This window comes from Bradyrhizobium sp. STM 3557 (genome assembly GCF_045571465.1).
In the GTDB taxonomy this organism is placed as follows: Bacteria; Pseudomonadota; Alphaproteobacteria; order Rhizobiales; family Xanthobacteraceae; genus Bradyrhizobium.
Genome location: NZ_CP120697.1, coordinates 1,928,942 through 1,951,885, shown reverse-complemented (window position 1 = coordinate 1,951,885; position 22,944 = coordinate 1,928,942). Strand labels below are relative to the sequence as shown.

At 63.1% G+C, this 22,944-nt stretch carries 18 protein-coding genes and 3 pseudogenes; 15 read left to right on the top strand and 6 right to left on the bottom strand.

All coding sequences use genetic code 11. The annotated features are described in order from the left end of the window. Positions 1 to 247: 247 nt before the first annotated feature. Entirely contained in the window at positions 248 to 1,840 is a 1,593-nt protein-coding gene (locus P6U24_RS08840) for an OprO/OprP family phosphate-selective porin (RefSeq protein WP_407158747.1), read from the top strand. Between the two features lie 510 nt (positions 1,841 to 2,350). On the opposite strand, the gene P6U24_RS08835 is transcribed toward P6U24_RS08840, so the two are convergent. The 3 genes from P6U24_RS08835 to P6U24_RS08825 all read right to left on the bottom strand — a co-directional run bounded on the left by P6U24_RS08835 (position 2,351) and on the right by P6U24_RS08825 (position 5,490). After that, complete coding sequence (locus tag P6U24_RS08835) at positions 2,351 to 3,817, bottom strand: M81 family metallopeptidase (RefSeq protein WP_407158746.1); 1,467 nt, start codon at positions 3,815 to 3,817, stop codon at positions 2,351 to 2,353. A 204-nt stretch (positions 3,818 to 4,021) separates the two neighbouring features. Continuing rightward, positions 4,022 to 5,056 carry an OpgC family protein gene (locus P6U24_RS08830; RefSeq protein ID WP_407158745.1) on the bottom strand — a complete coding sequence of 345 codons (1,035 nt, stop codon included), beginning with the start codon at positions 5,054 to 5,056 and terminating at the stop codon, positions 4,022 to 4,024. A 245-nt stretch (positions 5,057 to 5,301) separates the two neighbouring features. Then, positions 5,302 to 5,490 carry a hypothetical protein gene (locus tag P6U24_RS08825; RefSeq protein WP_407158744.1) on the bottom strand — a complete coding sequence of 63 codons (189 nt, stop codon included), beginning with the start codon at positions 5,488 to 5,490 and terminating at the stop codon, positions 5,302 to 5,304. Between the two features lie 545 nt (positions 5,491 to 6,035). Between P6U24_RS08825 and P6U24_RS08820 the strand changes: the two genes are divergently transcribed. Beyond that, positions 6,036 to 7,013 carry an AraC family transcriptional regulator gene (locus tag P6U24_RS08820; RefSeq protein WP_407158743.1) on the top strand — a complete coding sequence of 326 codons (978 nt, stop codon included), beginning with the start codon at positions 6,036 to 6,038 and terminating at the stop codon, positions 7,011 to 7,013. Between the two features lie 219 nt (positions 7,014 to 7,232). Beyond that, positions 7,233 to 8,081, top strand: a complete 849-nt coding sequence (locus tag P6U24_RS08815) for an adenylate/guanylate cyclase domain-containing protein (RefSeq protein ID WP_407160401.1) — start codon at positions 7,233 to 7,235, stop codon at positions 8,079 to 8,081. A 17-nt stretch (positions 8,082 to 8,098) separates the two neighbouring features. Here P6U24_RS08815 and P6U24_RS08810 read toward each other — a convergent pair whose 3' ends face one another. Both P6U24_RS08810 and P6U24_RS08805 read right to left on the bottom strand, forming a co-directional pair. Next, positions 8,099 to 8,491 (bottom strand): VOC family protein, encoded by a 393-nt coding sequence (locus P6U24_RS08810; RefSeq protein ID WP_407158742.1) that lies wholly within the window; start codon positions 8,489 to 8,491, stop codon positions 8,099 to 8,101. Positions 8,492 to 9,253: 762 nt separating this feature from the next. After that, positions 9,254 to 9,856: a TetR/AcrR family transcriptional regulator gene (locus P6U24_RS08805; RefSeq protein ID WP_407158741.1), complete on the bottom strand. Its 603-nt coding sequence runs from the start codon at positions 9,854 to 9,856 to the stop codon at positions 9,254 to 9,256. A 212-nt stretch (positions 9,857 to 10,068) separates the two neighbouring features. Between P6U24_RS08805 and P6U24_RS08800 the strand changes: the two genes are divergently transcribed. From P6U24_RS08800 to P6U24_RS08755, 10 genes and pseudogenes are all read left to right on the top strand, one after another. Beyond that, complete coding sequence (locus P6U24_RS08800) at positions 10,069 to 11,307, top strand: efflux RND transporter periplasmic adaptor subunit (protein ID WP_407158740.1); 1,239 nt, start codon at positions 10,069 to 10,071, stop codon at positions 11,305 to 11,307. A 310-nt stretch (positions 11,308 to 11,617) separates the two neighbouring features. Beyond that, positions 11,618 to 14,815, top strand: a complete 3,198-nt coding sequence (locus P6U24_RS08795) for an efflux RND transporter permease subunit (protein ID WP_407158739.1) — start codon at positions 11,618 to 11,620, stop codon at positions 14,813 to 14,815. Positions 14,816 to 14,945: 130 nt separating this feature from the next. Then, on the top strand, positions 14,946 to 15,179 hold the full coding sequence (locus tag P6U24_RS08790) for a hypothetical protein (protein ID WP_407158738.1): 234 nt from the start codon (positions 14,946 to 14,948) through the stop codon (positions 15,177 to 15,179). A gap of 64 nt (positions 15,180 to 15,243) precedes the next feature. Then, positions 15,244 to 16,284, top strand: coding sequence for an ABC transporter substrate-binding protein (locus P6U24_RS08785; protein WP_407158737.1), 1,041 nt, complete (start codon positions 15,244 to 15,246; stop codon positions 16,282 to 16,284). After that, positions 16,281 to 17,372 carry an ABC transporter ATP-binding protein gene (locus tag P6U24_RS08780; protein ID WP_407158736.1) on the top strand — a complete coding sequence of 364 codons (1,092 nt, stop codon included), beginning with the start codon at positions 16,281 to 16,283 and terminating at the stop codon, positions 17,370 to 17,372. The genes P6U24_RS08785 and P6U24_RS08780 overlap by 4 nt, the downstream gene beginning before the upstream one ends. Positions 17,373 to 17,407: 35 nt before the next feature. Beyond that, positions 17,408 to 18,523 carry an ABC transporter permease gene (locus P6U24_RS08775; RefSeq protein WP_407160400.1) on the top strand — a complete coding sequence of 372 codons (1,116 nt, stop codon included), beginning with the start codon at positions 17,408 to 17,410 and terminating at the stop codon, positions 18,521 to 18,523. After that, positions 18,520 to 19,299, top strand: coding sequence for an ABC transporter permease (locus tag P6U24_RS08770; protein WP_407158735.1), 780 nt, complete (start codon positions 18,520 to 18,522; stop codon positions 19,297 to 19,299). The genes P6U24_RS08775 and P6U24_RS08770 overlap by 4 nt, the downstream gene beginning before the upstream one ends. Positions 19,300 to 19,475: 176 nt before the next feature. Next, positions 19,476 to 19,757: pseudogene (locus P6U24_RS08765) on the top strand (biotin/lipoyl-binding protein); the annotation flags it as partial. A 63-nt stretch (positions 19,758 to 19,820) separates the two neighbouring features. After that, a pseudogene (locus P6U24_RS08760) lies at positions 19,821 to 20,027 on the top strand (ATP-binding cassette domain-containing protein); the annotation flags it as partial. 94 nt (positions 20,028 to 20,121) lie between these two features. Beyond that, positions 20,122 to 20,495, top strand: a pseudogene (locus P6U24_RS08755) (ABC transporter permease); the annotation flags it as partial. Between the two features lie 103 nt (positions 20,496 to 20,598). Here P6U24_RS08755 and P6U24_RS08750 read toward each other — a convergent pair. After that, positions 20,599 to 21,498, bottom strand: a complete 900-nt coding sequence (locus P6U24_RS08750) for an NAD-dependent epimerase/dehydratase family protein (RefSeq protein ID WP_407158734.1) — start codon at positions 21,496 to 21,498, stop codon at positions 20,599 to 20,601. 414 nt (positions 21,499 to 21,912) lie between these two features. On the opposite strand from P6U24_RS08750, the gene P6U24_RS08745 reads away from it, so the two are divergent. Together P6U24_RS08745 and P6U24_RS08740 are read left to right on the top strand one after the other, a co-directional pair. Then, positions 21,913 to 22,566 (top strand): hypothetical protein, encoded by a 654-nt coding sequence (locus P6U24_RS08745; protein WP_407158733.1) that lies wholly within the window; start codon positions 21,913 to 21,915, stop codon positions 22,564 to 22,566. Beyond that, positions 22,514 to 22,909 (top strand): hypothetical protein, encoded by a 396-nt coding sequence (locus tag P6U24_RS08740; protein ID WP_407158732.1) that lies wholly within the window; start codon positions 22,514 to 22,516, stop codon positions 22,907 to 22,909. The genes P6U24_RS08745 and P6U24_RS08740 overlap by 53 nt, the downstream gene beginning before the upstream one ends. Positions 22,910 to 22,944: the final 35 nt, after the last annotated feature.

Sequence of the window (22,944 nt, the reverse complement as noted above, 5' to 3'; positions counted from 1 at the left end):
TAGGCGATCATCTTCGCAACCGACCGACACTGCGCGGCCGGACTGCATGTTGCTGTCCAGCGACACCAGGAACCGAAGGCATCATCGAACGAGATGACAGTTATCATATGATAGCTGCCAGCGCGGTCACGTGGTTTCGTGTAGGTCGAATCGCGCATCGCGCTTAGGCTGTCGCATGACAGTCACCGGCTTTTTCTAGTTTTTACGCTGTTGGATGGGTGACCCATCGCGATAAGGGGGGTTCAATATGAGCATACGAACGGTAACGGCGGCGGCCGTGGTGGGTCTCGTCACGGCTGCATCAGCGCCGGCGCAGGCGGCGGGAGATAACGACGCCGAGATCGCGCTGCTGAAGCAGCAGCTCAAGATCATGGAGCAGAAGCTCGACCGGCTGCAGAAGCAGTCCTCGGCCAACGCGGCCGCCGCGGCGAGCGCGAACGCCAAGGCAGAGACGGCGAAGGCCGAAGTCAAGACGGCGGTCATGAGCGCCAATGCAGCCTATCCGGTGAAGGGAACGGCGCCGATCTCAGGCGTGGTCGTGACCATGCCGAACAACCGGCCGACCATCTGCACCGCCGATGGCGAGAACTGCATCTCGCTGACCAGCCGCGTGCATTGGGACGTGGGCGGCTATGATTATCGGCCGAACAGCGCGGCCACCTCGCCACAGAAGCTCGACAGCGGCGAAAACCTCCGCCGCGCGCGCATTGGTGTGATTGGCAAGTTCTTCGGCGACTGGAATTACGCGCTCATCTACGATTTCGGCGGCTCCTCCGACGGCTTCGGCAGCACGGCGGCCGGATCGCTTCCGGGCGGCGGCACGTCGGGCGTCGAGAATGCCTATCTGAGCTACACCGGCTTCAAGCCGTTCGGCGGCAAGATGGCGATCGAGGGCGGCGTCATGGACCTCGCCTGGACGCTCGACGAGGCGACGAGCTCCAACGACCTCCCGTTCATGGAGCGCGCCTCGGTCGGGATCATTGCCCAGAATATCGCCGCCGGCGACTTCCGCTCGGCTTTCGGCTCGCGCTGGTGGAACGACCGGTTCTGGGCCGGTGCCTATGTCACGGGTCCGACCACCGGCCAGATTCACTCGGCTTCCAGCGTCACGCCCGCCGGCATGAGCGAGCAATATGGTGCGACGGCACGCGTGGCCGGCCAGATCGTGAACGGCCCGGACTATTCGGTCCATCTCGGCGCCGACGCGGAATGGCTGATCCAGCCGCCGCGCAATCTCGTCACGCAGGCACAGACGCTGACCTTGAGCGACCGTCCCGAGCTGCGGATCGATCCGACCGCGCTGATCTCGACCGGCGCGATCGCCAACGTCTCCGGCGCGCAGGTCTACGGCGTCGAGGCGGCCGCGACCTATGGCTCGTTCTTCGCCCAGGGCGAATATTACTGGTTCAACGTCGACCGCACCGCCAACACCGGCCTGCCACCAACCGGCGCGTCGAGCCTCAATTTCCAGGGCGGCTATGTCGAAGCGACCTACATCCTGACCGGAGAGAGCCGCAAGTACAACGCCGCGAATGCCGCCTATGGCGGCGTAACTCCGGCGCATCCGTTCTCGTGGCAGACGGGGGGCTGGGGAGCCTGGGAAATCGCCGGGCGTTTCAGCAGGATGGACCTGAATGATCAGCTCGCGACCGCTGCCGGCATCGCAGGCGGCAAGCAGAACATCTACACTGCAGGCCTGAACTGGTACGTCAACGGCAACGTGCGCTTCCTGTTCAACTACCTGCATGGCGATATCGCCAAGCAGGTCAGTTCCACCAACGCCGCCGATGCCGGTTCGCACTTCGATGCGTTCGCATTACGAACGCAGGTCGCGTTCTGATCTGAGCGCACCAGGACGGCATGACCTAAAGCCCGGCGCTCACGCCGGGCTTTAACTTTTGTGACGACTTGTATCAGTCGGCGAGTCCGGATTCCGCGGCCCGCTATGGCGTGCCCCTTCGGCAGAGCCCGACATCTGGCGTGAACAAGTCGTGCACCTGGCACCGCAAGCGATTCGGACCTGCTTCGTTCCGAGCGCGTTCCGGAAGTTAAGAGCCGCGCGCATCACGTGTCATTTTGAAGCATCTGATGTGCGCGACGGCTCGTGCTTGCCGCAGCTCAGCGATCGCCGATCGTCGTCGAAAATCTTAATTTTTGAAGCTCGTGCTGAGCGGCCGCATCGGGCTCCATTGGCCGGATCTGGTGTGCTGCTTCGGCGGAGCCCGACATCTGGCCGTGAACAAGTCACGTACCGAGCCTCTCTACCGATTCGGACATGCTTCGTTCCGACGGCGTTCCGAAGGTTAAGAACCAGCAGCAACGGCGTCGCATTTCGAGACAGCGGCGCTCATCATGCCTCCGGCAGTTCATCCAAAGGCCATTTCGGTCGCTGGATCTTCTTGTAGCGCAGCAGCGTGAGGTCGCGCGCCACCACGCCGGGCGCCTCGACCATGATGATCTGCTTCGCAATCGGCGCGAAGGCAGCGCGGAAATGCTGCGCCGATTTGACGCCGACCAGCTTGCGTGCGCGCGGATCGCAGCCGAGCTGGGTGAAGACATCGACCCCGAACGTCTGGCAGCGGAAGCTGGTGATCACGACCTCCACGCCGCCGCTTTCGATCAGCGCGCTGTCGCCGAGCTTGGCCGGCGTGCCGGCGAGTCCGGTCATCACCATGTTCTCTTTCAGCGCCTTGACCTCCCAGACCGCGTCGATGGGATCGCCGGACAGCAACCCGATCTTGCCGCCGATCCGCAGCGGCAGTTTCGCACCCACGCCGGCATCGAAGGCGATCCGCACTGCGATCGGGTCCCATAGCGGGCCGAGACAGGCATTGCCGATTCCGCGCTCCAAGAGCCGGCGCAGGATGTAGGTGGAATCGCCCGGCGCGCCGCCGCCGGGATTGTCGCTTGCATCGCCAAGCACGACGGTGCCATCGATCGAAAGCGCCTGGTCGATGGCTTCGTCGATTCCTGGCGTGGCCTCGGTCAGTTCGCCGCGCATCGCGATCAGCTCATCCGCCAGCTGTTGCGCCAGCGCCTTGGCGCGTGCGCCGTCGGGATCGACAGCCGCATCGCTGTAGACCAGCACCTTGGTGCCCATGTCAGGCGTGTCGCCCCAGGCAAAGCCGTGCACGATCGAGACCGAGACGATGCCGTCCTTGCCTTCCAGCGCGCTGACGCGGTCGACGAAGCTGCGCACCGGCTCGCGCGTGGTGTGCAGCGTGATGATCATGTTGCTGTCGACCAGCGCGTGGCGCAGCTTCAGCCGCTTCTCGGCGAGGTCTGTGCAGCGCGCGACCAGCTCTTGCCCGCGCTCGAGGATGTCGGTGTGCGGATATTCCTTCCAGCAGATCAACAGATCGGCGCCTTCGACCATTGCAGCGCTCATATGGCAGTGCGGATCGAGCGTGCCGCCGATCACGACGTCGGGCCCGACGATCTCGCGCACGCGCGTGATCAGCTCGCCCTCGCAATCATCATAGCCGTCGGCGATCATGGCGCCGTGTAAGCCGAGCAGCACCATGTCGACGGGCAGCGCGGCGCGCAAGTCGGCCAGGATCTGGTCGCGCATGGTCTCGAACGCGGCACGGGTGACGATGCCATTCGGCACCGCCGCGGCGACCAGCCCCTCGATCAAGGTCCAACCGCGTGAGGGACCGACCTGGCGCGCCGCCCAGAGCGGCCCGCCATGCATCTGCATCTTATCCGGGTGCTGGCCGGCGGGATAAAATGCACGCTCGTGGAAGGTCGCGATGCCGGTCGGCATCGGCGCGAAGGTGTTGGTCTCGGTGGCGAGAGCGGCGGAGAAGACACGCATGGAGGCTGAACCTGATTGGTCGCGGGGAAAGGCAGGCGCATATCGTCCCGGCCGACGATGCGGACCCACAGAGAAGCGGAGCGCATCGATGCGCGCAAGAGACCGATGCGAAGGGTAACCGCCGCGCTGCGCATAGGCGGACCGCACCGGACGCTCGGCTTCCCGATCAAGCCGATCGCGCGCCGAGGCATGGGCTCGCGTGCATTACCTCGATAGCGTCCACCGAGGCTGACGCCCGCGCTTGCTGCCGATCGCGTTCAGCAGCGCCGCGACGACGATCATCACCAGGATTCCAATCAGGCTGATTCCGATCTGCATCGCGAGCCGGTCCGAGATCTCGAGCAACGTCAGCTGGCTGGCAAGCGCCAGCAGGACTCCGAGACAATATATCGGGAGCGAATTCTCGCCGCAGCACCTCGCGCAGCGCATCACCGGCGTGGATAGTCCTCGCCAATCCCGAGGAATGAGCCGAGATGCCACCACTGCAAGCGCAAGGAAATGCAGCAGCCGCAACGGACCGAGATTCGATTTGTCCAGCGAGAAGAAGCCGTTCGCCAGTGATCGCGGGACCGGCGGCCTGATGTTCCAGCTCAGCGCAAGGACCAGCCCAAGGGCCAGACAGAGGACGGCGAGGACAAGCACCGGGCGCCACGCCACCCACGGCTGGATTTTGTCTCCCTGGATGACGCACCACGCGCCAAGGACGACCAGAAGCTGCCAAGCCAGCGGATTGAAATACCAGACGCTGTGCGGCCAGGCTGGAACGCTCCAGCCGAAGATTTGCACGAGCGTATAAAGCAACAAGGAAAGGCCAAGCGTCACGTTCGGCGCTCGCAGCAGCAGCCACAACAGCGGAGCGAACAACACATGGTAGATCACGAAAACCGGCAGGACATCGGTGTTGACCGGACGGTATTGCAGGATTGCAGCGTGCTCGAGCGCGGCGCCCGGCTGCTCCAGCAAAACCCGCGTATTGCTCTCGTCGGCCAGATGATCGGTGCCGGCGAGGTAGACGAGGACGGTGCACGCGACCGTCAGCAAGAGAAACGCGGCATAAATGTCCCATCCTCGCCGGAGCGACCGGCCGATCATGCCGCTCCAACCCTCGCGCTGCTGTGCCCTGCCATAAGCGAGCGCGCAGGTCACGCCCGAGATGAACATGAAGATCTCGGCGGCATCGCACAGGCCGTAGCTGCGCGGTGTCAGCCAGCTTCCGATGTTGTTGGGAACATGATCCAAGAAGATCCACCACAATGCGAGGCCGCGACAGATATCGAGGCGGAGGTCGCGGCCGGATCCCCCCAGCTCGGGCGGAGTTCCGCCGATCAATCGCTTCGCCGTTTGAGTTCTATCGTGCATTTGTCGACCTGTCTGGCGTGCGCGCATGCTCTCATCGGTATGGGGCGGACGAGACACTCGGGTGCTTCGGGACTCCCGCGTGCCGAGCGGATGTTCGACCAATCGACGCAGTTACTAGCCGCGGGCTAGCCGACGGTTGGAGGTTCTTTCCCCACCCCGTTGCTACCTAGATCATCCGGGTCGCAAGGCTCGCGGTCCACTGGAGGCACTTGCTGGATTCCGTCGCTGGCCGCCGATATCAAGAGCTGCTTGCGCATTTCGGCGAGGCGAGCACGGCAATACTCCCGGTAAAGCATGTCGATGATGATGGACATGATCGAACCCCTCGCTTGATCGTTGCCGGTAACGCCCGGCGCAACAGCTTTCGACCATTTCAACCGGCGACTCGACGGCGGCGCCGGTAATAGTTGTGTCCGACAAACCGAACGATGTGGCTGTCGAGGCACGATACGAATTCGGTATCGGAGGACAGCCGGATTTGCGTTGTAATCTGCCCGCAGATCGTTGAGTTCGATCAATCGCGAAGAACGTCATTAAGGTGCATTGGCGCTTGCACCTTGCCAGGAGTGTCTGAACTGGATTCGATGGCAGCAATTAGAGATAGAGCCATCATGTTCGTCTCTTCCTAAACGAGTTTTTTTCTCAAAATCATTATAATGCTGATTTGATGGCCACTACGTAAGCCAGTTCACATACGCATCAATCACAGGTGAATGAGACTATCAGGCCAAGGGTATAGCGTCTTGGACTCGTGCGCACGGCTCTAGAGAAAGCGGGTGCGCGAACTGCAAACTTGATTACCAGAAGTAGATTGTCGCTGCATTTTCATCACGAGGTCTCATCAAGGCTGGAGGTCCCCATGTGCAAGGACGCAGCCGAATTCGAATCACATCAGTTCTCCACACGCGACCTTCCGGAGCGGATGCGTCTGCCGCTGTGGCGCGACTACTTTGGCCAAGGTCTCGTTCGCGCCGAGATCGAGCTCTTGTCGAAATCCCCGTTTCAGGCCGACGCAACGCTGCAAGCGATCCGAGGCTTGCGCAGGCTCGCGCTAAGAGGCTCCTCCATGCGCTTCATGCGTTTGCGGGCAAACCTCGCTGATGGTGATGACTCGATCGGAATCATCGTGTGCTCGCCTGGCAAGTGCCAGCTGTCGCAGCGTGGCCGCGACATTGACCTTCGGACCGGCGATGCCGCCGCATTTCTGCATTCGGACATCGCCTCGGTCACCTATATCGATGGATCGTTGTTAGGCCTGGTGGTGCCGCGCGAGGCGCTTGCAGAGCGCGTGACGAATGTCGAAAGGCTCACGATGCGGCCTGTTCCGCACCGGACTGAAGCGCTCCGGCTCCTCATGGCTTACCTGAAGTCGACATTCAACGAGAGCGTTCTGGCCGCTCCCGAACTGCGTGATGCGGTCGTAGCTCACATCCATGATCTCGTGGCGATCGCAATCAGCGCGTGCGTCCCCTTGGGCGAAAGCAGCACGAGCGCGGTGGTCGCCGCGCGCCACAGCGCCGTCCTGGACTACATCGCAACGCATTTTCAGGAGCCAGAGCTCAGCGTCCAGATGGTCGCTCGTTGCCAAGGCATCTCGCCTCGCTATCTGCAGCGCCTGATCGCGTCATCGGGATCGTCGTTCACCGGATACGTGAATGAGTTGCGGCTCCAACAAGCGCTGAGGCTGCTGACCGAATCTGGCGACAGCACGCAGCGCATCTCCGATATCGCGCTGCAGGTCGGCTTTTCGGATGTGTCGCATTTCAATCGCCTGTTTCGAGCTCGTTTTGGCGATTCGCCGCGCAATGTCCGTTATACCCGAAAGGATTCCTGCTGAGCGGAATGCTCCGGAGCGGCGCGCGCGGGAGTTGCTGCAGGGGAATGTCTGCCGTGGGTCGATAGAAATTCAAGAGACATACGCCCAGTGCGCTCCTGGGAGCCGAACAGCGAAGTCGTCCTGACCTTCAACGCCCCGGGACCAAGCTCGGCTCTTAATCGCTACGACGCCAAAAGATGCCTGATGCATTTGGCAGTCAGTGAGGCTACCATGTGCTCGATGACGGACGAAAAGTTGAAGCGGCGATTGACGACCGTGCTGTGCGCTGACGTGTACGGCTATTCTCGCCTTATGGCAGCAGACGAAGCGGCAACGCTGGAGACACTGCGCCGCTACCGCACGGCCGTTGCTGGATTGGTGGAGCGCCATGAGGGGCGCATCGTGAATACCTGGGGCGATGCCGTGATCGCCGAGTTCGCCAGCGTCGTCGAGGCCGTGCAATGTGCGGTCGAGATTCAGCAGGAAGTCTCGGGCCAGACATCGAACCCGCCTGACGCGAACCAGATGCGGTTTCGCATCGGCATCAATCTGGGTGATGTCATGGTGGACGGCTCCGACATCTTTGGCGACGGCGTCAACATCGCCGCGCGGCTGCAGGAATTGGCCGAGCCCGGCGGCATCGTGGTCTCCGCCCCCGTCTACGATCAGGTGCACAACAAGCTGTCTGTTGGCTTTGACTGCCTCGGCCAGCAGCAGCTCAAGAACGTTGCTCCCGTCACAAGCTACCGGGTGACCGTGGGCGGCCGGGCCGGCAGCCGGCCTGGCGTCCCGGTTGACGACACCCCTCTTAAGGCCAGGGCCTTCGCGGGTTCGGAATCCGGCGTTCAATCGGTTCGCGACAGTTACAAGCCATCCACGTGGATGACCACCATCTCGGATCACTTCGCGCGCCTGCCTCGTCCTCTCGCGGGAGCCCTCACAGTTTCGGCCTTTCTGTTTCTGATCAATGCCTTCACCGGCCTGCACAGGATGTGGTTTCATTGGCCCGTCGCGGCATTGCTGTTCGCCGCCATCATGCGGTCGGTGCTCCAGGACAGGCCTCGTTCGGATCGAAACGAGCGGCGCTGAACCGGGCTGGGCCAAGCCTATCGCGTCAGGTGCAACAGATCCCAGCGATTTCCATAAAGATCATCGAACACCGCAACGATTCCATAGGGCTCCATGCGCGGTTCTTCCTGAAACAGCATGCCATTCGCGCGATAGGCTTCATAGTCGCGCCAGAAATCGTCCGTGTGCAAGAACAGGAACACGCGCCCGCCAGCTTGATCACCAATGTGTTGCGTCTGATCCGCCGTGGTCGCCTTTGCCAGCAGGATGCGGGTCTCTTGAGAGCCCGATGGAGCGATCAGAACCCATCTTTTATCGTTGCCGAGATCGGTGTCCTCAACCAGATCAAAGCCCAGCTTTGCGGTGAAGTACGAGATGGCTTCATCGTAGTCGCGAACAAGAAGGGCGATATATCCGATGTGCTGCCGCATGGGGGATCAGTCTACGCAACCGGATCTGGTCTGCAATGGCCCAACGCGGAAGGTCAAGGTGAGGATGACCGGTCCGCTTGCGGGTGCGTCGCGACCGGAGGATGGAAGAGCTTGGCGATGATTGGTGACCCTGAAACAGGCGGACTTGCTGGTGGTTGATTCGCGCGCCGGCGATTGCCACGAACGTCGAAATTCGCCCGCCGCATCAAACGGGTAATACCAGTCAAGATCATCGCGCAAAATATATCTATTTCTTTTTTTCGTAAATCGTGCTTTGATATCGCCATCCTGCCTCATCGAAAAGGGACGTACGCGTCGTCACGATACGTAGAGGCGGGCTGCGATGGACGTGCGAGCGGCGGCGGACGACCGACGCAAGCACGGACGGCGAAGTCGTGTGGTCCTGGCATCCCGGTGCTGATGCCAAGCTCGCGGCGCTTTGACGAGCGCGCGGGCGACGGGGGCAACAAAGCCGGTCCCCGGGGAGAGCTCGTATAAGCGTTAAAACCATCGCGCAGGGAAGGCCGGGTGATTTCGGTCGAACCTGTGGTGACTGCCGCCTGCTACTCTTTCTGCAGGCGGGCCATGGGTGCGGCCAGCATCCGGCCTTCCCTGCGCCCTCGGTCTTCGAGGGCGCTCTGCAAGGACACTCGGACGCGATACGCGCCGCGAGAACGCCACGTCGTGTCTCGGGTCTGGCTGACATTGAGCGAGCTTCGCAACCGACGCTGCTTTCGAACTGCATGTCGATCCCGGCAGGGCTTACGCGCGCACCGACTGCTCCTCGATCGCCTTGATCGCAACGGAGGCGACCTCGCGCAGCGCATCGCGATCGGCGCCGGACGACGCCATCACGCCCATGCCGACGGAGACCGCCGAGACGTAGCGCGCCAGCGCCGCCGGATCGACCGACGGCTTCAGGTCGCCCTCGTCACGGGCGCGCACGAAACGGTCGCGCAACTGGTCCTCGGTCTGCGCCCTGCGCGCGGCAAGCTCGAACGGCACGCTGGCCGAGCCGGTGCCGCAGGCAATGCCGCCCTGGACCAGCAGGCAGCCGGGCGGATTGGCCGGATCGGTCTGCTTGTCGGCAACGCCCATCAGCATCCGCTCGGCGACCTCGCGTGCGGTGGGCGCGCTCAGCACCTCGTCCATCCAGGCAGCGCGCCGCTCCGTGTAGCGGTCGAGCGCGGCCTTGAGCAGGCCTTCCTTGCTGCCGAAGGCGGCATAGAGGCTCGGCGGATTGATGCCCATCGCTTCGGTGAGCTGCGCGATGGTCGCGCCCTCATAACCGTGGCGCCAGAACACCTCCATCGCCTGATCCAGCGCGATGTCGCAGTCGAATGTCCGCGGCCGTCCCATACCCATAGCTCCTACTCCTGCTTCGCTCCCTCGCGCCGGTGGCCGCCCGATGCCGGCGGCTGGATCGCTATCCTATTGTTCTTCCGACGTCTTTCTCTGATCCGGATCAGTTTCCCACAGCTGGGCTACCATTTTTATAATATCTGCTACATAAGTATCTTGCAGAAGGCACACCAGAGCTACATCTGTAGCGCGCACTACATTAATGGAGCGCGCTAATGCCTTCGCCCGAAAATCCTCATTCCGGCCGGTTCCGGCAGGTCGCCAGCACCCTCGTGATCGCCGGCATCCTCATCGTCGGAGCCTCGGTCGCCGGAAGTCGTTATTTACATACCTCCCCGAATGCGGCCCAAGCCGCAACGCCCGAGCAGGCAGTCGCCGTGACGGTTGCAGTGGTCGAACCGCGGCAGGCGAGCCTGTGGGACGAATTCTCCGGGCGGCTGGAGGCGGTCGACCGCGTCGAGATCCGCCCCCGCGTCGCCGGCGCCATCCTCGCCACCAATTTCACCGAAGGCGCGCTGGTGAAGGCCGGCGATGTCCTGTTCAAGATCGATCCGGCGCCCTACGCGGCCGAGGTCGACAAGGCCGTGGCCCAGCTCGAAGCCGCCAAGGCGCGCGCCGCCTTTGCGGCGAGCGAGCTCGAGCGCGGCGCCCAGCTGGTCGGCAATGCGGTGGTGACCCGCCGCGACTACGATCAGCGCGACAACGGCAATCGCGAGGCGATCGCCAACGTCAAGGCGGCCGAAGCCACCTTGCAGACCGCCAAGCTCAACCTGGACTACACGGAAGTGCGCGCGCCGGTCGACGGCCGCGTCGGCAAGATCGAGGTCACGGTCGGCAATCTCGTCGCCGCTGGGTCGGCATCCCCTGCCCTGACCTCGCTGGTCTCGGTCAACCCGATCTATGCGAGCTTCGACGCCGACGAAGAGGTGGTGCTGCAGGCGCTCAACTCGATCGCGGACGCTTCAGGCAAGCGCGGCAATCTCGATCGCATTCCGGTCGAGATGACCGTCTCCGGCGGCACCTCCGCCAAGGGCCACATCCAGCTGATCGACAACCAGGTCAACGGCCAGAGCGGCACCATCCGCGTCCGCGCGGTGTTCCGGAACGACGACGGCCGGCTGATCCCCGGTCAGTTCGCCCGCGTGCGGATGGGCCAGCCGAAGCAGCAGACCTTGGTGCTCGTCGACGAGCGCGCCATCGGCACCGACCAGGACAAGAAGTTCGTCATGGTGGCCGGCGACGACGATCGCGCCGCCTACCGTGCGGTCACGCTTGGCGGCAATGTCGACGGCCTGCGCATCGTGACCTCGGGGCTCAAAGCCGGCGACCGCGTCGTCGTCAACGGCCTGCAGCGCGTGCGTCCGGGTGCTCTCTTGAAGACGCAGGTCGCCGCAATGGGCGCACGTGATGATGTGGCGGCTTCTTCCAACAGCAAGCAATTGGCGGAGCGCTGACAGGCGGAGCGCCGAGCATGATGAAGGGAAGCCGGTTCTGCGAGTCCGGTGCACCCTCTCCCCTTGTGGGAGAGGGTGCCTGAGATGCGAAGCATCGAAGGCGGGTGAGGGGTCTCTCTCGGCTCGCTCGGATGTGGAGGCAGACCCCTCACCCGGCGCCTTCCGGCGATGCCTCGCATCGCCTGACGGCGCCACCCTCTCCCACAAGGGGAGAGGGTGCACCACCGGCGCAGCAACCACTGCGATTCAAGTTGCCGTCGGCACCGGCCGGCGCTGATTCCGAGAGACACGTTTACACACGAGACGAGCCATGAATCTCTCCAAGTTTTTCATCGACAGGCCGATCTTCGCGGGCGTGCTGTCGACCCTCATTTTCCTCGGCGGCCTGATCTCGCTGTTTGCGATGCCGATCTCGGAATATCCCGACGTCGTGCCGCCGTCGGTCGTGGTGCGCGCGACCTATCCCGGCGCCAATCCGAAGGTGATCGCCGAGACCGTTGCGACCCCGATCGAGGAGCAGATCAACGGCGTCGAGGACATGCTCTATATGAGCAGCCAGGCGACCACCGACGGCGCGATGACGCTGACGGTGACGTTCCGTCTCGGCACCGATCCGGACAAGGCGACGCAGCTGGTGCAGAACCGCGTGCAGCAGGCCGAGCCGCGCCTGCCCAACGTGGTGCGCCAGCTCGGCATCATCACCAAGAAGAGCTCGCCCGACCTCACCATGGTCGTGCATCTGATGTCGCCGAACGGTCGCTATGACATGACCTATCTGCGCAACTACGCGGTGCTCAACGTCAAGGACCGGCTGGCGCGCATCGACGGTGTTGGCGACGTGCAGCTCTACGGCGCGGGCGACTATTCGATGCGGGTCTGGGTCGATCCGCAAAAGGCGGCCGAGCATGGCCTGACCGCAAGCGACATCGTCAAGGCGATCCAGGCGCAGAACGTCGAAGCCGCGGCCGGCGTGGTCGGCGGCTCGCCGAATGTGAAGGGCATCGATCTGCAGCTTTCGGTCAACGCCGAAGGCCGCCTTTCCAACGAGGAGCAGTTCGGCGACATCGTGGTCAAGACCGGTGCCCGCGGCGAGGTGGTGCGGCTGCGCGACGTCGCCCGCATCGAGCTCGGCGCCTCGGAATACGGCTTGCGCTCGCTGCTCGACAACAAGCAGGCGGTGGCGATCCCGATCTTCCAGGCGCCGGGCTCCAACGCGCTGCAAATCTCGGACAATGTCCGCGCCACCATGGCCGAGATCAAGAAGAACATGCCTGAGGGCGTCGATTATCGGATCGTCTACGACCCCACGCAGTTCGTGCGCTCCTCGATCGAGGCCGTCGTGCACACGCTGCTGGAAGCCGTCGTGCTGGTGGTGCTGGTCGTGATCCTGTTCCTGCAGACCTGGCGCGCCTCGATCATTCCGCTGCTTGCCGTCCCCGTCTCGATCGTCGGCACCTTCGCGGTGATGCACCTGTTCGGCTTCTCCATCAACGCGCTCAGCCTGTTCGGCCTGGTGCTCGCGATCGGCATCGTGGTCGACGACGCCATCGTCGTGGTCGAGAATGTCGAGCGCAACATCGAATCGGGTCTTTCGCCGCGCGACGCCACTTATCAGGCGATGCGCGAGGTGTCGGGCCCGATCATTGCGATCGCGTTGGTCTTGATCGCGGTGTTCGTGCCGCTCGCCTTCATCTCCGGCCTCACCGGCCAGTTCTACAAGCAGTTCGCGCTGACCATCGCGATCTCCACGGTGATCTCGGCGATCAACTCGCTGACCCTGTCGCCGGCGCTGTCGGCGCTGCTGCTGAAAGGCCATCACGATCCGAAGGATCGGCTCACTTTGATCATGGACAAGGCGCTGGGCTGGTTCTTCCGCGGCTTCAACCGCGCCTTCGTCCGGGCCTCGAACAATTACAGCGGCAGCGTCGGCAAGGTCATCACCGGCAAGGTCGCCGTGCTCGGACTCTATTTGCTCATGATCGCGGCCACCGCAGTGCTGTTCAAGCAGGTGCCAGGCGGCTTCGTGCCCGCGCAGGACAAGCAATATCTGGTCGGCTTCGCGCGGCTGCCGGATGCGGCCTCGCTCGACCGGACCGAGGAAGTGATCCGCAAGATGGGCGACATCGCGCTGACGCAGTCCGGTGTCGAGAGCTCAGTGCAATTTCCGGGCCTCTCCATCTCCGGCTTCACCAACTCCTCCAACGCCGGCATCGTGTTCTCGACCTTGAAGCCGTTCGACGAGCGCAAGGAGCCGCAGCTGTCCGGCGGCGCCATCGCGATGGAGCTGAACAAGAAGTATGCCGGCATCCAAGATGCCTTCATCGCCATGTTCCCGCCGCCGCCGGTCAACGGCCTCGGCACCATCGGCGGCTTCAAGCTGCAGATCGAGGATCGTGCCGGCCTCGGCTACGAGGCGCTGAACGATGCGACCAAGGCGTTCATGGCGGGCCTGTCGAAGCAGCCGGAGATCGCCGGCCTGTTCTCGAGCTTCCAGGTCAACGTGCCGCAGATCTTCGCCGATATCGATCGGACCAAGGCGCTGCAGTTAGGCGTGCCCGTGACGGAGGTCTTCAACACGCTGCAGATCTATCTCGGCTCCTACTACGTGAACGACTTCAACAAATTCGGCCGCACCTATTCGGTCCGTGTGCAGGCCGATGCGCCGTTCCGCGCCCGCGCCGACGACATCCGCCAGCTGAAGGTGCGCGCGGCCTCCGGCGACATGGTGCCGTTATCGGCGCTGCTCAAGATCCGCCAGAGCGCAGGACCGGAGCGCGCCATCCGCTACAACGGCTTCCTGTCCTCCGACGTCAATGCCGCACCGGCGCCGGGCTATTCCTCTGGCCAGGCGCAGGCGGCCGCCACGCGCGTCGCCGCCGAAACGCTGCCGCCGGGCTTTGCCTTCGAATGGACCGACCTGACCTATCAGGAGTTCATCGCCGGCAATTCCGGCATCTGGGTGTTTCCGCTCGCGATCTTGCTGGTGTTTCTGGTGCTGGCCGCGCTGTACGAAAGCCTGACCCTGCCGCTGTCGATCCTCCTGATCGTGCCGATGGCGCTGCTGGCTGCGATGTTCGGCGTCTACCTGTCCAAGGGCGACAACAACATCTTCACCCAGATCGGGCTCATCGTTCTCGTCGGCCTCTCGGCAAAGAACGCGATCCTGATTGTCGAATTCGCGCGCGAGCTCGAATTCGCCGGTCGCAAGCCGATCCAGGCTGCGATCGAGGCGAGCCGGCTGCGGTTGCGGCCGATCCTGATGACGTCGATGGCGTTCATCATGGGCGTGCTGCCGCTGGTGCTCTCGACCGGCGCCGGCTCGGAGATGCGGCGGGCGATGGGCGTCGCGGTGTTCTCCGGCATGATCGGCGTCACCGTGTTCGGCCTGTTCCTGACGCCGGTGTTCTACGTGCTGCTGCGGACCATCACCGGCATGAAGCCGCTGACGCATCATGGCGAGAGCACGGTCGGTCACGCGGAGAGCCACGTCGCACAGGCTGCGGAGTGACGAACACTGTGACTTGATTGGACGGAATGCATCGACGAACCGGAGGACGCCAACTCAGGGATCGCCGTGCAGACCCGGTGGCCGGACCCGCACCCGGCCGCCGGGTCATTTTCATTGAAGGACCAAGACAATGGAACTGTTGAATCATTTTGTCGCTGCCCGCCTCATGAAGGACGCGCAGCTGTTCGAGCGCATCGGCCGGTATGATGCGACGAGGCCCCGATTGCCCAAGCCGCGCAATACCGCCCTGCCAACCACCGATGCTGCCACAGAAATGCCCGAAGGAGGCGCGGCCGAAAGCACCCGGCCCGCGCGCGCTGACCGTCGTGCGCTCCCGGCGGACTGCCCGCACGAACAACGTTAGCCTTGACTTCCGGTGCTCGCGAGCGATGATTTGGGTCAGTGGGGTTATCGCGGAGGGGGCATCGATGAAGGTCTTGCAGGCGGCGCTGGTGACTGCGGCCGCATTGATGAGCGCGGTGCTGCCCTCTCATGCACGCGATCTGACTGTCGTCTCCTGGGGCGGCAACTACCAGGACGCCCAGCGGAAGATCTACTTCCAGCCGTTTGCCGCCAAGCTCGGCGCTCCCGTGCTCGACGAAAGCTGGGACGGCGGTTACGGCGTGCTGCAGGCGAAGGTCAAGGCCGGCACCCCGAACTGGGATGCGGTGCAGGTCGAGGCCGAGGAGCTCGAGCTCGGCTGCAGCGATGGCATCTATGAGAAGATCGACTGGCAGAAGATGGGAGGCAAGGACGCCTTCATTCCGGCCGGGGTCAGCGACTGCGGCGTCGGTGCGATCGTCTGGTCGACCGGCATCGCCTATGACGGCGACAAGCTCAAGGATGGGCCGAAATCCTGGGCTGACTTCTGGGACACCACGAAATTCCCGGGCAAGCGATCCCTGCGCAAAGGCGCCAAATATACGCTCGAATTCGCGCTGATGGCCGACGGCGTCCCCGCGACGGATGTCTACAAGGTGCTGAAGACGCCGGAGGGCGTGGATCGCGCCTTCAAGAAGCTGGACGCGCTCAAGGGTGACATCGTCTGGTGGGAGGCTGGCGCGCAGCCGCTGCAGCTGCTGTCATCGGGACAGGTCGTGATGACGTCGGCCTATAATGGCCGCATCAGCGGGATCAACCGCTCCGAAGGCAAGCATTTCGGTTTCGTGTTTCCAAACAGCATCTACGCGGTCGATAGCTGGGTCATCCTGAAGAACTCGCCGAACAAGGATGCCGCGATGAACTTCATCGCCTTCGCCAGCCAGACCGAGAACCAGGCGAAGCTTCCCGAATACATCGCCTATGGCCTGCCGAACATCGCCGCGGCGAAGCTCGTGCCGGAAAAATACGCGGCGGAGCTGCCGACCACGCCTGACAACCTCAAGCAGGCGATCCCGCTGGATGTCAGCTTCTGGACCGACAATTCGGAAGAGCTCTCCAAGCGTTTCAATGCCTGGCTCGCACGTTGATATCGTTCATCTCGTTCAAAGAGGTCACCAAGCGCTTTGCCGCCCTGACGGTCGTCAATCATCTCGATCTTGACATCGCACGCGGCGAATTCGTCAGCCTGCTGGGTCCGTCCGGCTCCGGAAAGACCACGCTTCTGATGATGCTTGCCGGTTTCGAGCAGCCGACCAGCGGCACCATCCATGTCGACGGCCGGCGCGTCGACGAGCTGCCGCCCTACAAGCGCAACATGGGCGTGGTGTTCCAGAGCTATGCGCTGTTTCCGCACATGAGCGTGCGGGACAACATCGCCTTTCCCTTGAAGATGCGCGGCACGGCGAAAGGCGAGATCGCAGAGCGCGTCGCGCGCGTGCTCGATATGGTCAAGCTCGGCGCGATGGCGGATCGGAGGCCCGCGCAGCTCTCGGGCGGTCAGCAGCAGCGCGTGGCGCTGGCGCGAGCTCTGGTGTTCGAGCCGCAGGTCATCCTGATGGATGAGCCGCTCGGTGCGCTTGACAAGAAGTTGCGCGAGCAGATGCAGCTCGACATCCGCGACCTGCATCGCCGGCTCGGCCTCACCATCGTGTTCGTCACCCATGACCAGGACGAGGCCTTGACGATGTCGGACCGGATCGCCGTCATCAACCATGGCAAGATCGAACAGATCGGCACGCCGAGGGAGATCTACGACCTGCCGCGGACGTCGTTCGTCGCGGAGTTCATCGGCGAGACCAACCTGCTGCCGTGCATGATCTCCGAGCGATCGGGAGACACGCTCCGACTGACGTCGGAGTCCGGCCTGACATTGTCTGCGCAGGCCGGCTCCGACGGCATCGATGACGGCCGCGTCCAGATCTCGATCCGGCCGGAGGCAATCAGGATCAACGAGCCGGCGATCGCGACGAACGGCCTGACAGGCCGCATCGTCGACGCGGTCTATTTTGGCGACCATATCCGGCTGATTGCCGCGGTCGGCGCGCAGCGCCTGATCATCAAGAGCGAGCGCGCGCGGCACTTCGGCCAGGTCGGCGACGAGGTCGCGATCTCCTTTGCGCCGTCGGACGTGTGGGTGGTGGGATCATGCGCCGGCCAAACGTCGTCCAACGCCTGAGATCGCTGCTGCTGCTGGCGCCGCTGCTGGCCTTCATGATCTGTTTCTTCGTGATGCCGCTCGTCACCATGATGACCTCAGCGGTATCGGATCCAGTGGCGACCAACGCGCTGCCGCGCACGGCGCGCGCGCTGGCGCGCTGGGACCGCGCCGCCCTCCCGGCCGCAACGCAGCAGGCGGCCTTCGTTGCGGATATCCGCGCGCTCAGCAATGACGAGCAATTCGGTGATCTGGTACGGCGGCTCAACAGCGCCCAATCAGGTTTCCGCAGCCTGCTCGGCAAGACCCGCCGCGCGCTCGGCACCTCCAATGGCGATGTCGATCTGGCGGCGATCGATCCACGCTGGAGTGAGGTCTCCTACTGGACGACGATATCGGATGCCGTGGCATCGAGCTGGACCGACAAGAACCTGCTTGCCGCCGTCGATCTCGAGCGCAATGCGGCCGGTGATATTGCCGTAATGCCGGAGGGCGCTTCGGCCAATCGCCTGATCCTGATCCGCACCTTCGTGACCGCGGCGACCGTCACCATCGCCTGCATCGCGATCGGGCTGCCCTTTGCGATGATTGCCGCATCGGTGCAGGGCTGGCGGCGTCAGTTATTGCTCGGCGCAGTGCTGCTGCCGCTCTGGACCTCACTGCTGGTCCGCACCGCGGCCTGGTATATCGTGCTGCAGGACAACGGCCTGATTAACGCAACGCTGAAGGGCCTGGGGATCATCTCCAGTCCGATTCCGCTGATGTTCAACCGCCTCGGCGTCGTCATTGCCATGACGCATGTGCTGTTGCCCTTCATGGTGCTGCCGATCTTCAGCGTGCTGATCGCGATTCCAAGAAACCTGATGCCGGCCGCGGCGTCGCTGGGTGCGCATCCGCTGCGGGCCTTCCTTCACGTGCTGCTGCCCCTCTCCATGCGCGGCGTCACCTCGGGCAGCCTGCTCGTCTTCATGGCCGCGCTCGGCTACTACATCACGCCGGCCCTGATCGGCGGCGCCAATGACCAGATGATCTCCTCCGTCATCGCCTATTACGCCACGGCGGCGGCCAATTGGAGCATGGCGGGCGCGCTCGGCCTGGTGCTGCTGGCTATGACCATCCTGCTCTATGCCGTCTACATCAGGCTGGCTTCGGAAGAGGAACAGCCGGCATGAAGGCGCTCGCTGCCACGAAGTTCCTGTTCGCCAGCCTTGTCGTGGTATTCCTGCTCGGCCCGCTGGTTGCGGTGCTGCCGCTCTCATTCACCGACAGCGTCTTCATCAATTATCCAATCCCGGGCTATTCCACCCGCTGGTTCCGCGAACTGATCGAGGCCGAGTCCTGGCGGCGGTCGATCGTTAACAGCCTGATCATCGGTAGCGGCACCACCGCGCTGGCGACGGCGCTTGGTACCCTCGCCGGCCTTGGCCTGCGCAAAACGCGGACCTCCTTGCTGTTCTCTTCGATGCGGACGCTGTTCCTGCTGCCCATGGTCGTTCCGGCCGTCGTGCTCGGTGTCGGCATGCAGCTGCTGTTTGCGCGCTATGAGCTGGTCAACACTTATCTCGGCGTCATCATCGCGCACACGGTCGTGGCGGTCCCGTTCGTGCTGGTCAACGTGTCCACGGCCCTGCAGGGCGTCGATACACGGCTGGAGCATGCGGCGGCGAGCCTGGGCGCATCGCCGCGCACGGTGCTGTTCTGGGTAACACTACCGATCGCGCTGCCCGGCATCGTCTCGGGCGCGCTGTTCGCGTTTGCAACCTCGCTCGACGAGGTCGTGCTGACATTGTTCGTGGCCGGGCCAAATCAGCGAACGCTGGCGCGACAGATGTTCTCCACGATTCGGGAGAACACCAGCCCGGCCATCGTTGCTGCGGCCGCTGTCTTCATCGTCGGAACGATCGTGCTGGCGCTGTGCCTGGCCGCGATCAGGCGCCGCCCATCCTGAGATCGCGTCAGCCGACGTCCATGCGCGCAAACTACGGTTTCGCGTCGATATCAAGGGCCGTCTGGTAGATCGGAATAGAATCAGAAGATTCCTCCCATTTTACCCAGGGTTTCATCCGATGCCGCTTTTGCCAGTCGGACTCAACATCACGGACGTGCCTTGGCCGGGTCGAACCGATGACAACCAGTCGAAAACGCTGGCTGACCGCGCTCCTCGTACTGGTTCTTGCGGCAGGCGGGTACTTCCTCTGGCAGAAGCTCGGCAGCGACAATCTCCCACCAGGAATTGCCAGCGATAACGGCCGCATCGAGGCAACTGAAATCGACATCGCGAGCAAGACGCCTGGACGCATCCAGGACATCCTGGTCAGGGAGGGCGATTTCGTCACGGCGGGTCAGGTCTTGGCGCGCATGGACGCGACTCAGCTGGAGGCGCAACTGCGGCAGGCCAAGGCCCAGAATGCCGAGTGGCCCGCGTTTCTGACCGAATGATTGGTCGAATGAACCGGTCACACATCGGAGATGCCTCGCGCAATCCCACCCCGGTGGCGCGCCTGGGATGCCGTCGAGCTGTCCTACGGCAGCACGCGCGCACTCGATGCCATTACGCTCGACATCCACGGCGCACGCATGGTGGGATTGCTCGGCCCCGACGGTGTTGGCAAGTCCAGCCTGCTCTCTCTCATTGCCGGCGCCCGCGCCGTTCAAGACGGGCGCGTCCATGTGCTCGGCGGTGATTTGGCGGATGCCGCGCATCGCCGTCTGACGTGTCCGAAGATCGCCTATATGCCCCCAGGGCCTCGGCAAGAATCTTTATCCGACGCTGTCTGTGTTGGAGAATGTCGATTTCTTCGGCCGCCTCTTCGGGACGGCGCTCAATCTCTTCGCCATGACCAGCACGGGCATCTTCCTTGCCACCGCGGCGGGAGCATGCCGCAGTTCGGCCTCCTGCTGATGCTCGTCCTGATGCCTCTCCAGATGCTCTCGGGCGCCATCACTCCAAGGGAGAGCATGCCCCAGATCATCCAGGACATCATGCTCGCGGCGCCGAACACTCATTTCGTCATTCTTGCGCAGGCCGTGCTGTTCCGCGGCGCCGGGCTCGCCGTGGTCTGGCCTCAGTTCGCCGCCCTGCTGGTGATCGGCGCGATCCTGTTCTTCTTCTCCCTTCGGAGCTTCAGAAACGTTCTCCGATAACGAAGAGCGATGCCTAAGCGGATCGGATGGGCATGGTGTCGCGAGCGGCCGCTTCGGCGCCGAATAGCCGAGGGTTGGTGCGGCGATGAAACGCTCGCAGCCGCTACCCGGCCTTGACGTATTTCCGCCAATTGTGCGCTTCCCTGAATCCCAGCACCTCGCGCGCCTTGCGGTTCGAGAGCGGCGCCTCGTTGTCGCCGAGTTCGCGGGTCACCGGGACGTTGGGACAATAGCGGCTCAGCACCTCGCGCGTCGGAATGTCGGCGGTGATGGTGTCATTGACGGCGTTGAACACCTGGAAGCCGAGCCCATCCTTTTGGATCGCCAGATGCACGATCTCCCCGAGGTCGCGGGCGTCGATATAGGACCAGGCATTGCGTTTTCGCGACGGAAGATTGGCGATGAAACCGGGGAACATGTCGTATTCATGCGGCTCGATGACATTGCCGATGCGCAGCGCATAGACATCGATGCCATAGCGCATGGCAAAGGCGCGCGCGGTCTTTTCGTTCACGACCTTGGACAATCCGTAGGAGTCCATCGGGTCGGTGTCGTAGTCCTCCTCGAGTGGGAAGCTCTTGAAGTCCTTGTCGCCCTCGGCAAAGCAGACGCCGTATGTGGTCTCGCTGGAGGCGATCACGATCTTGCGGACGCCAAGCTTGGCTGCGGCTTCGATGACGTTATAGGTGCTGATGGTGTTGACACGAAATGTCTCGTTATCTGGCTCGATCAGGACGCGCGGGATCGCCGCAAAATGCACGACAGCATCCGGAGCTATCGCTGGCATGCCGGCCCCAAACCCTTCGAAGCCAAAATGCGTGGTCAGCGCGTTGAACGCTTGGCCGCTATGCGTCAAATCGGCAATCAGGGTACCAATGCCGGGATGATCGAACGGCTTGAGGTCGACGTTTAGCAGCTCGTAGCCCTTGCTCTTGAGATACGGCAGGACATGCCTGCCGGCCTTGCCGGTGCCCCCGGTGAATACGACGCGCTTCCCTGTCATTTGCTTTCTCGTCCTTAGCTGATCGAATGATGGAGACCGTGCAGTCGCTCCGCCACAGCAAGAGCCCTCGCCTCAAGTCCACAAATCCAGAGCGCTCACGTCGATCGGGCAGCCGGATTCGGGCCAAGGCCAACTCAACCATAGGAATGAGCCGACCGAAGCGCTCTCCTTCGACCACTCGGGCCGTTCTGCGAAATTTGCCGCCAGCTTCGCTGTCGCCCACCGCGGCCCGTGCGACAGACGCCGCAAGTGGTAGCAATAAATCACACAGGTTCCGTCCTTGAAACTATCTGCGTCAAATGAACTCATCAAGAGTTCTATTGCCATTTCTGGCAGTAGCCGTATTCACGGCACCACTAACATTTTGGGGGAATTGATGTCACCTGCGACTGGCTGCACCCCGTTGCAGCTTTGATGATACTTGTACTCACCACAGCTATGGCACCTGCGGCCGAAGCGCCTTGGCTTCAGAACTACTTTGATGCCAACGGCGGATGCGGGTCACACCGACTCGCGTTCAATCGGCTCACCACTATCTCGATCGATGTCCGCCGAGGCGCGGAAAAGGGACGAGATCCCGACGTGTTCGGGAAGGCGGCAAGCGAGTGGAGCGATCAGGACATCGCCGATGCGGTCGATCTTTATATCAAGTGCGAAGCGCAGATCGACGCGCGGTCCAGGCGCTGCGCGCCAGGCGGGTCCAATTGCCCGACCGGGCCTGATCAAGCCACGATGAATCTTGCCCGGGGATATGAGCGCGATCTGCGTGACATCGTGTTGGGCGTCCGCGAGCGGCTTGGGGTTCAGCAGCGGCAGGAGGCTGCCCGGCAGGCACAAGAAGCGGCATTGGCCATACGGAAGCAAAAAATGGCAGAAGATGCGGCACGGCTCAGGCAGCAGGAATTGGCGGACCAGACCGCGCGCGACCGAGCTGCCGCGGCGGAAGCAGCCCGACGTGCCGAAATAGAAGAGCTAAGGATTGCTGAAGCGGTGAAACAGGGCGGAAGAGGCTCGCATGGCACGCGAAGCGGCGGAGCGCCGGCTGGCAGAGATCAGAAGCAAAATTGACGCCGAGAACGCGGCAGCGAAGAGCGCCACGGAGAAGACACGGATAGCTGATGCTTCTCGAGAGCAGGCCGTCCGCGAGCAGGCCGCCAAGGAAGCCGACGAGCGCCTGTCCAGCGAATGCAAGGTGAGCCTGGAGCAGTTCAGCAAGGTGCAGTTCGGCATGCAGCTGCGACAGGTGAATCAACTGTTTGGTTGCCAGGGCCGGCAGGCATCCGGGACCCGCATCTCGGGATTTGGCACTTTCTCCACCTACACCTGGGATGGCAATACAGACCTGTCGGTCGTTACGGCCACGTTCAAGGAGAATACGTTGCAGTCAAAGGCACAGGTGGGCTTGGAGTAGCCAGTCCGGTCAGTAGCTCCTGATCGCGAAAGCGG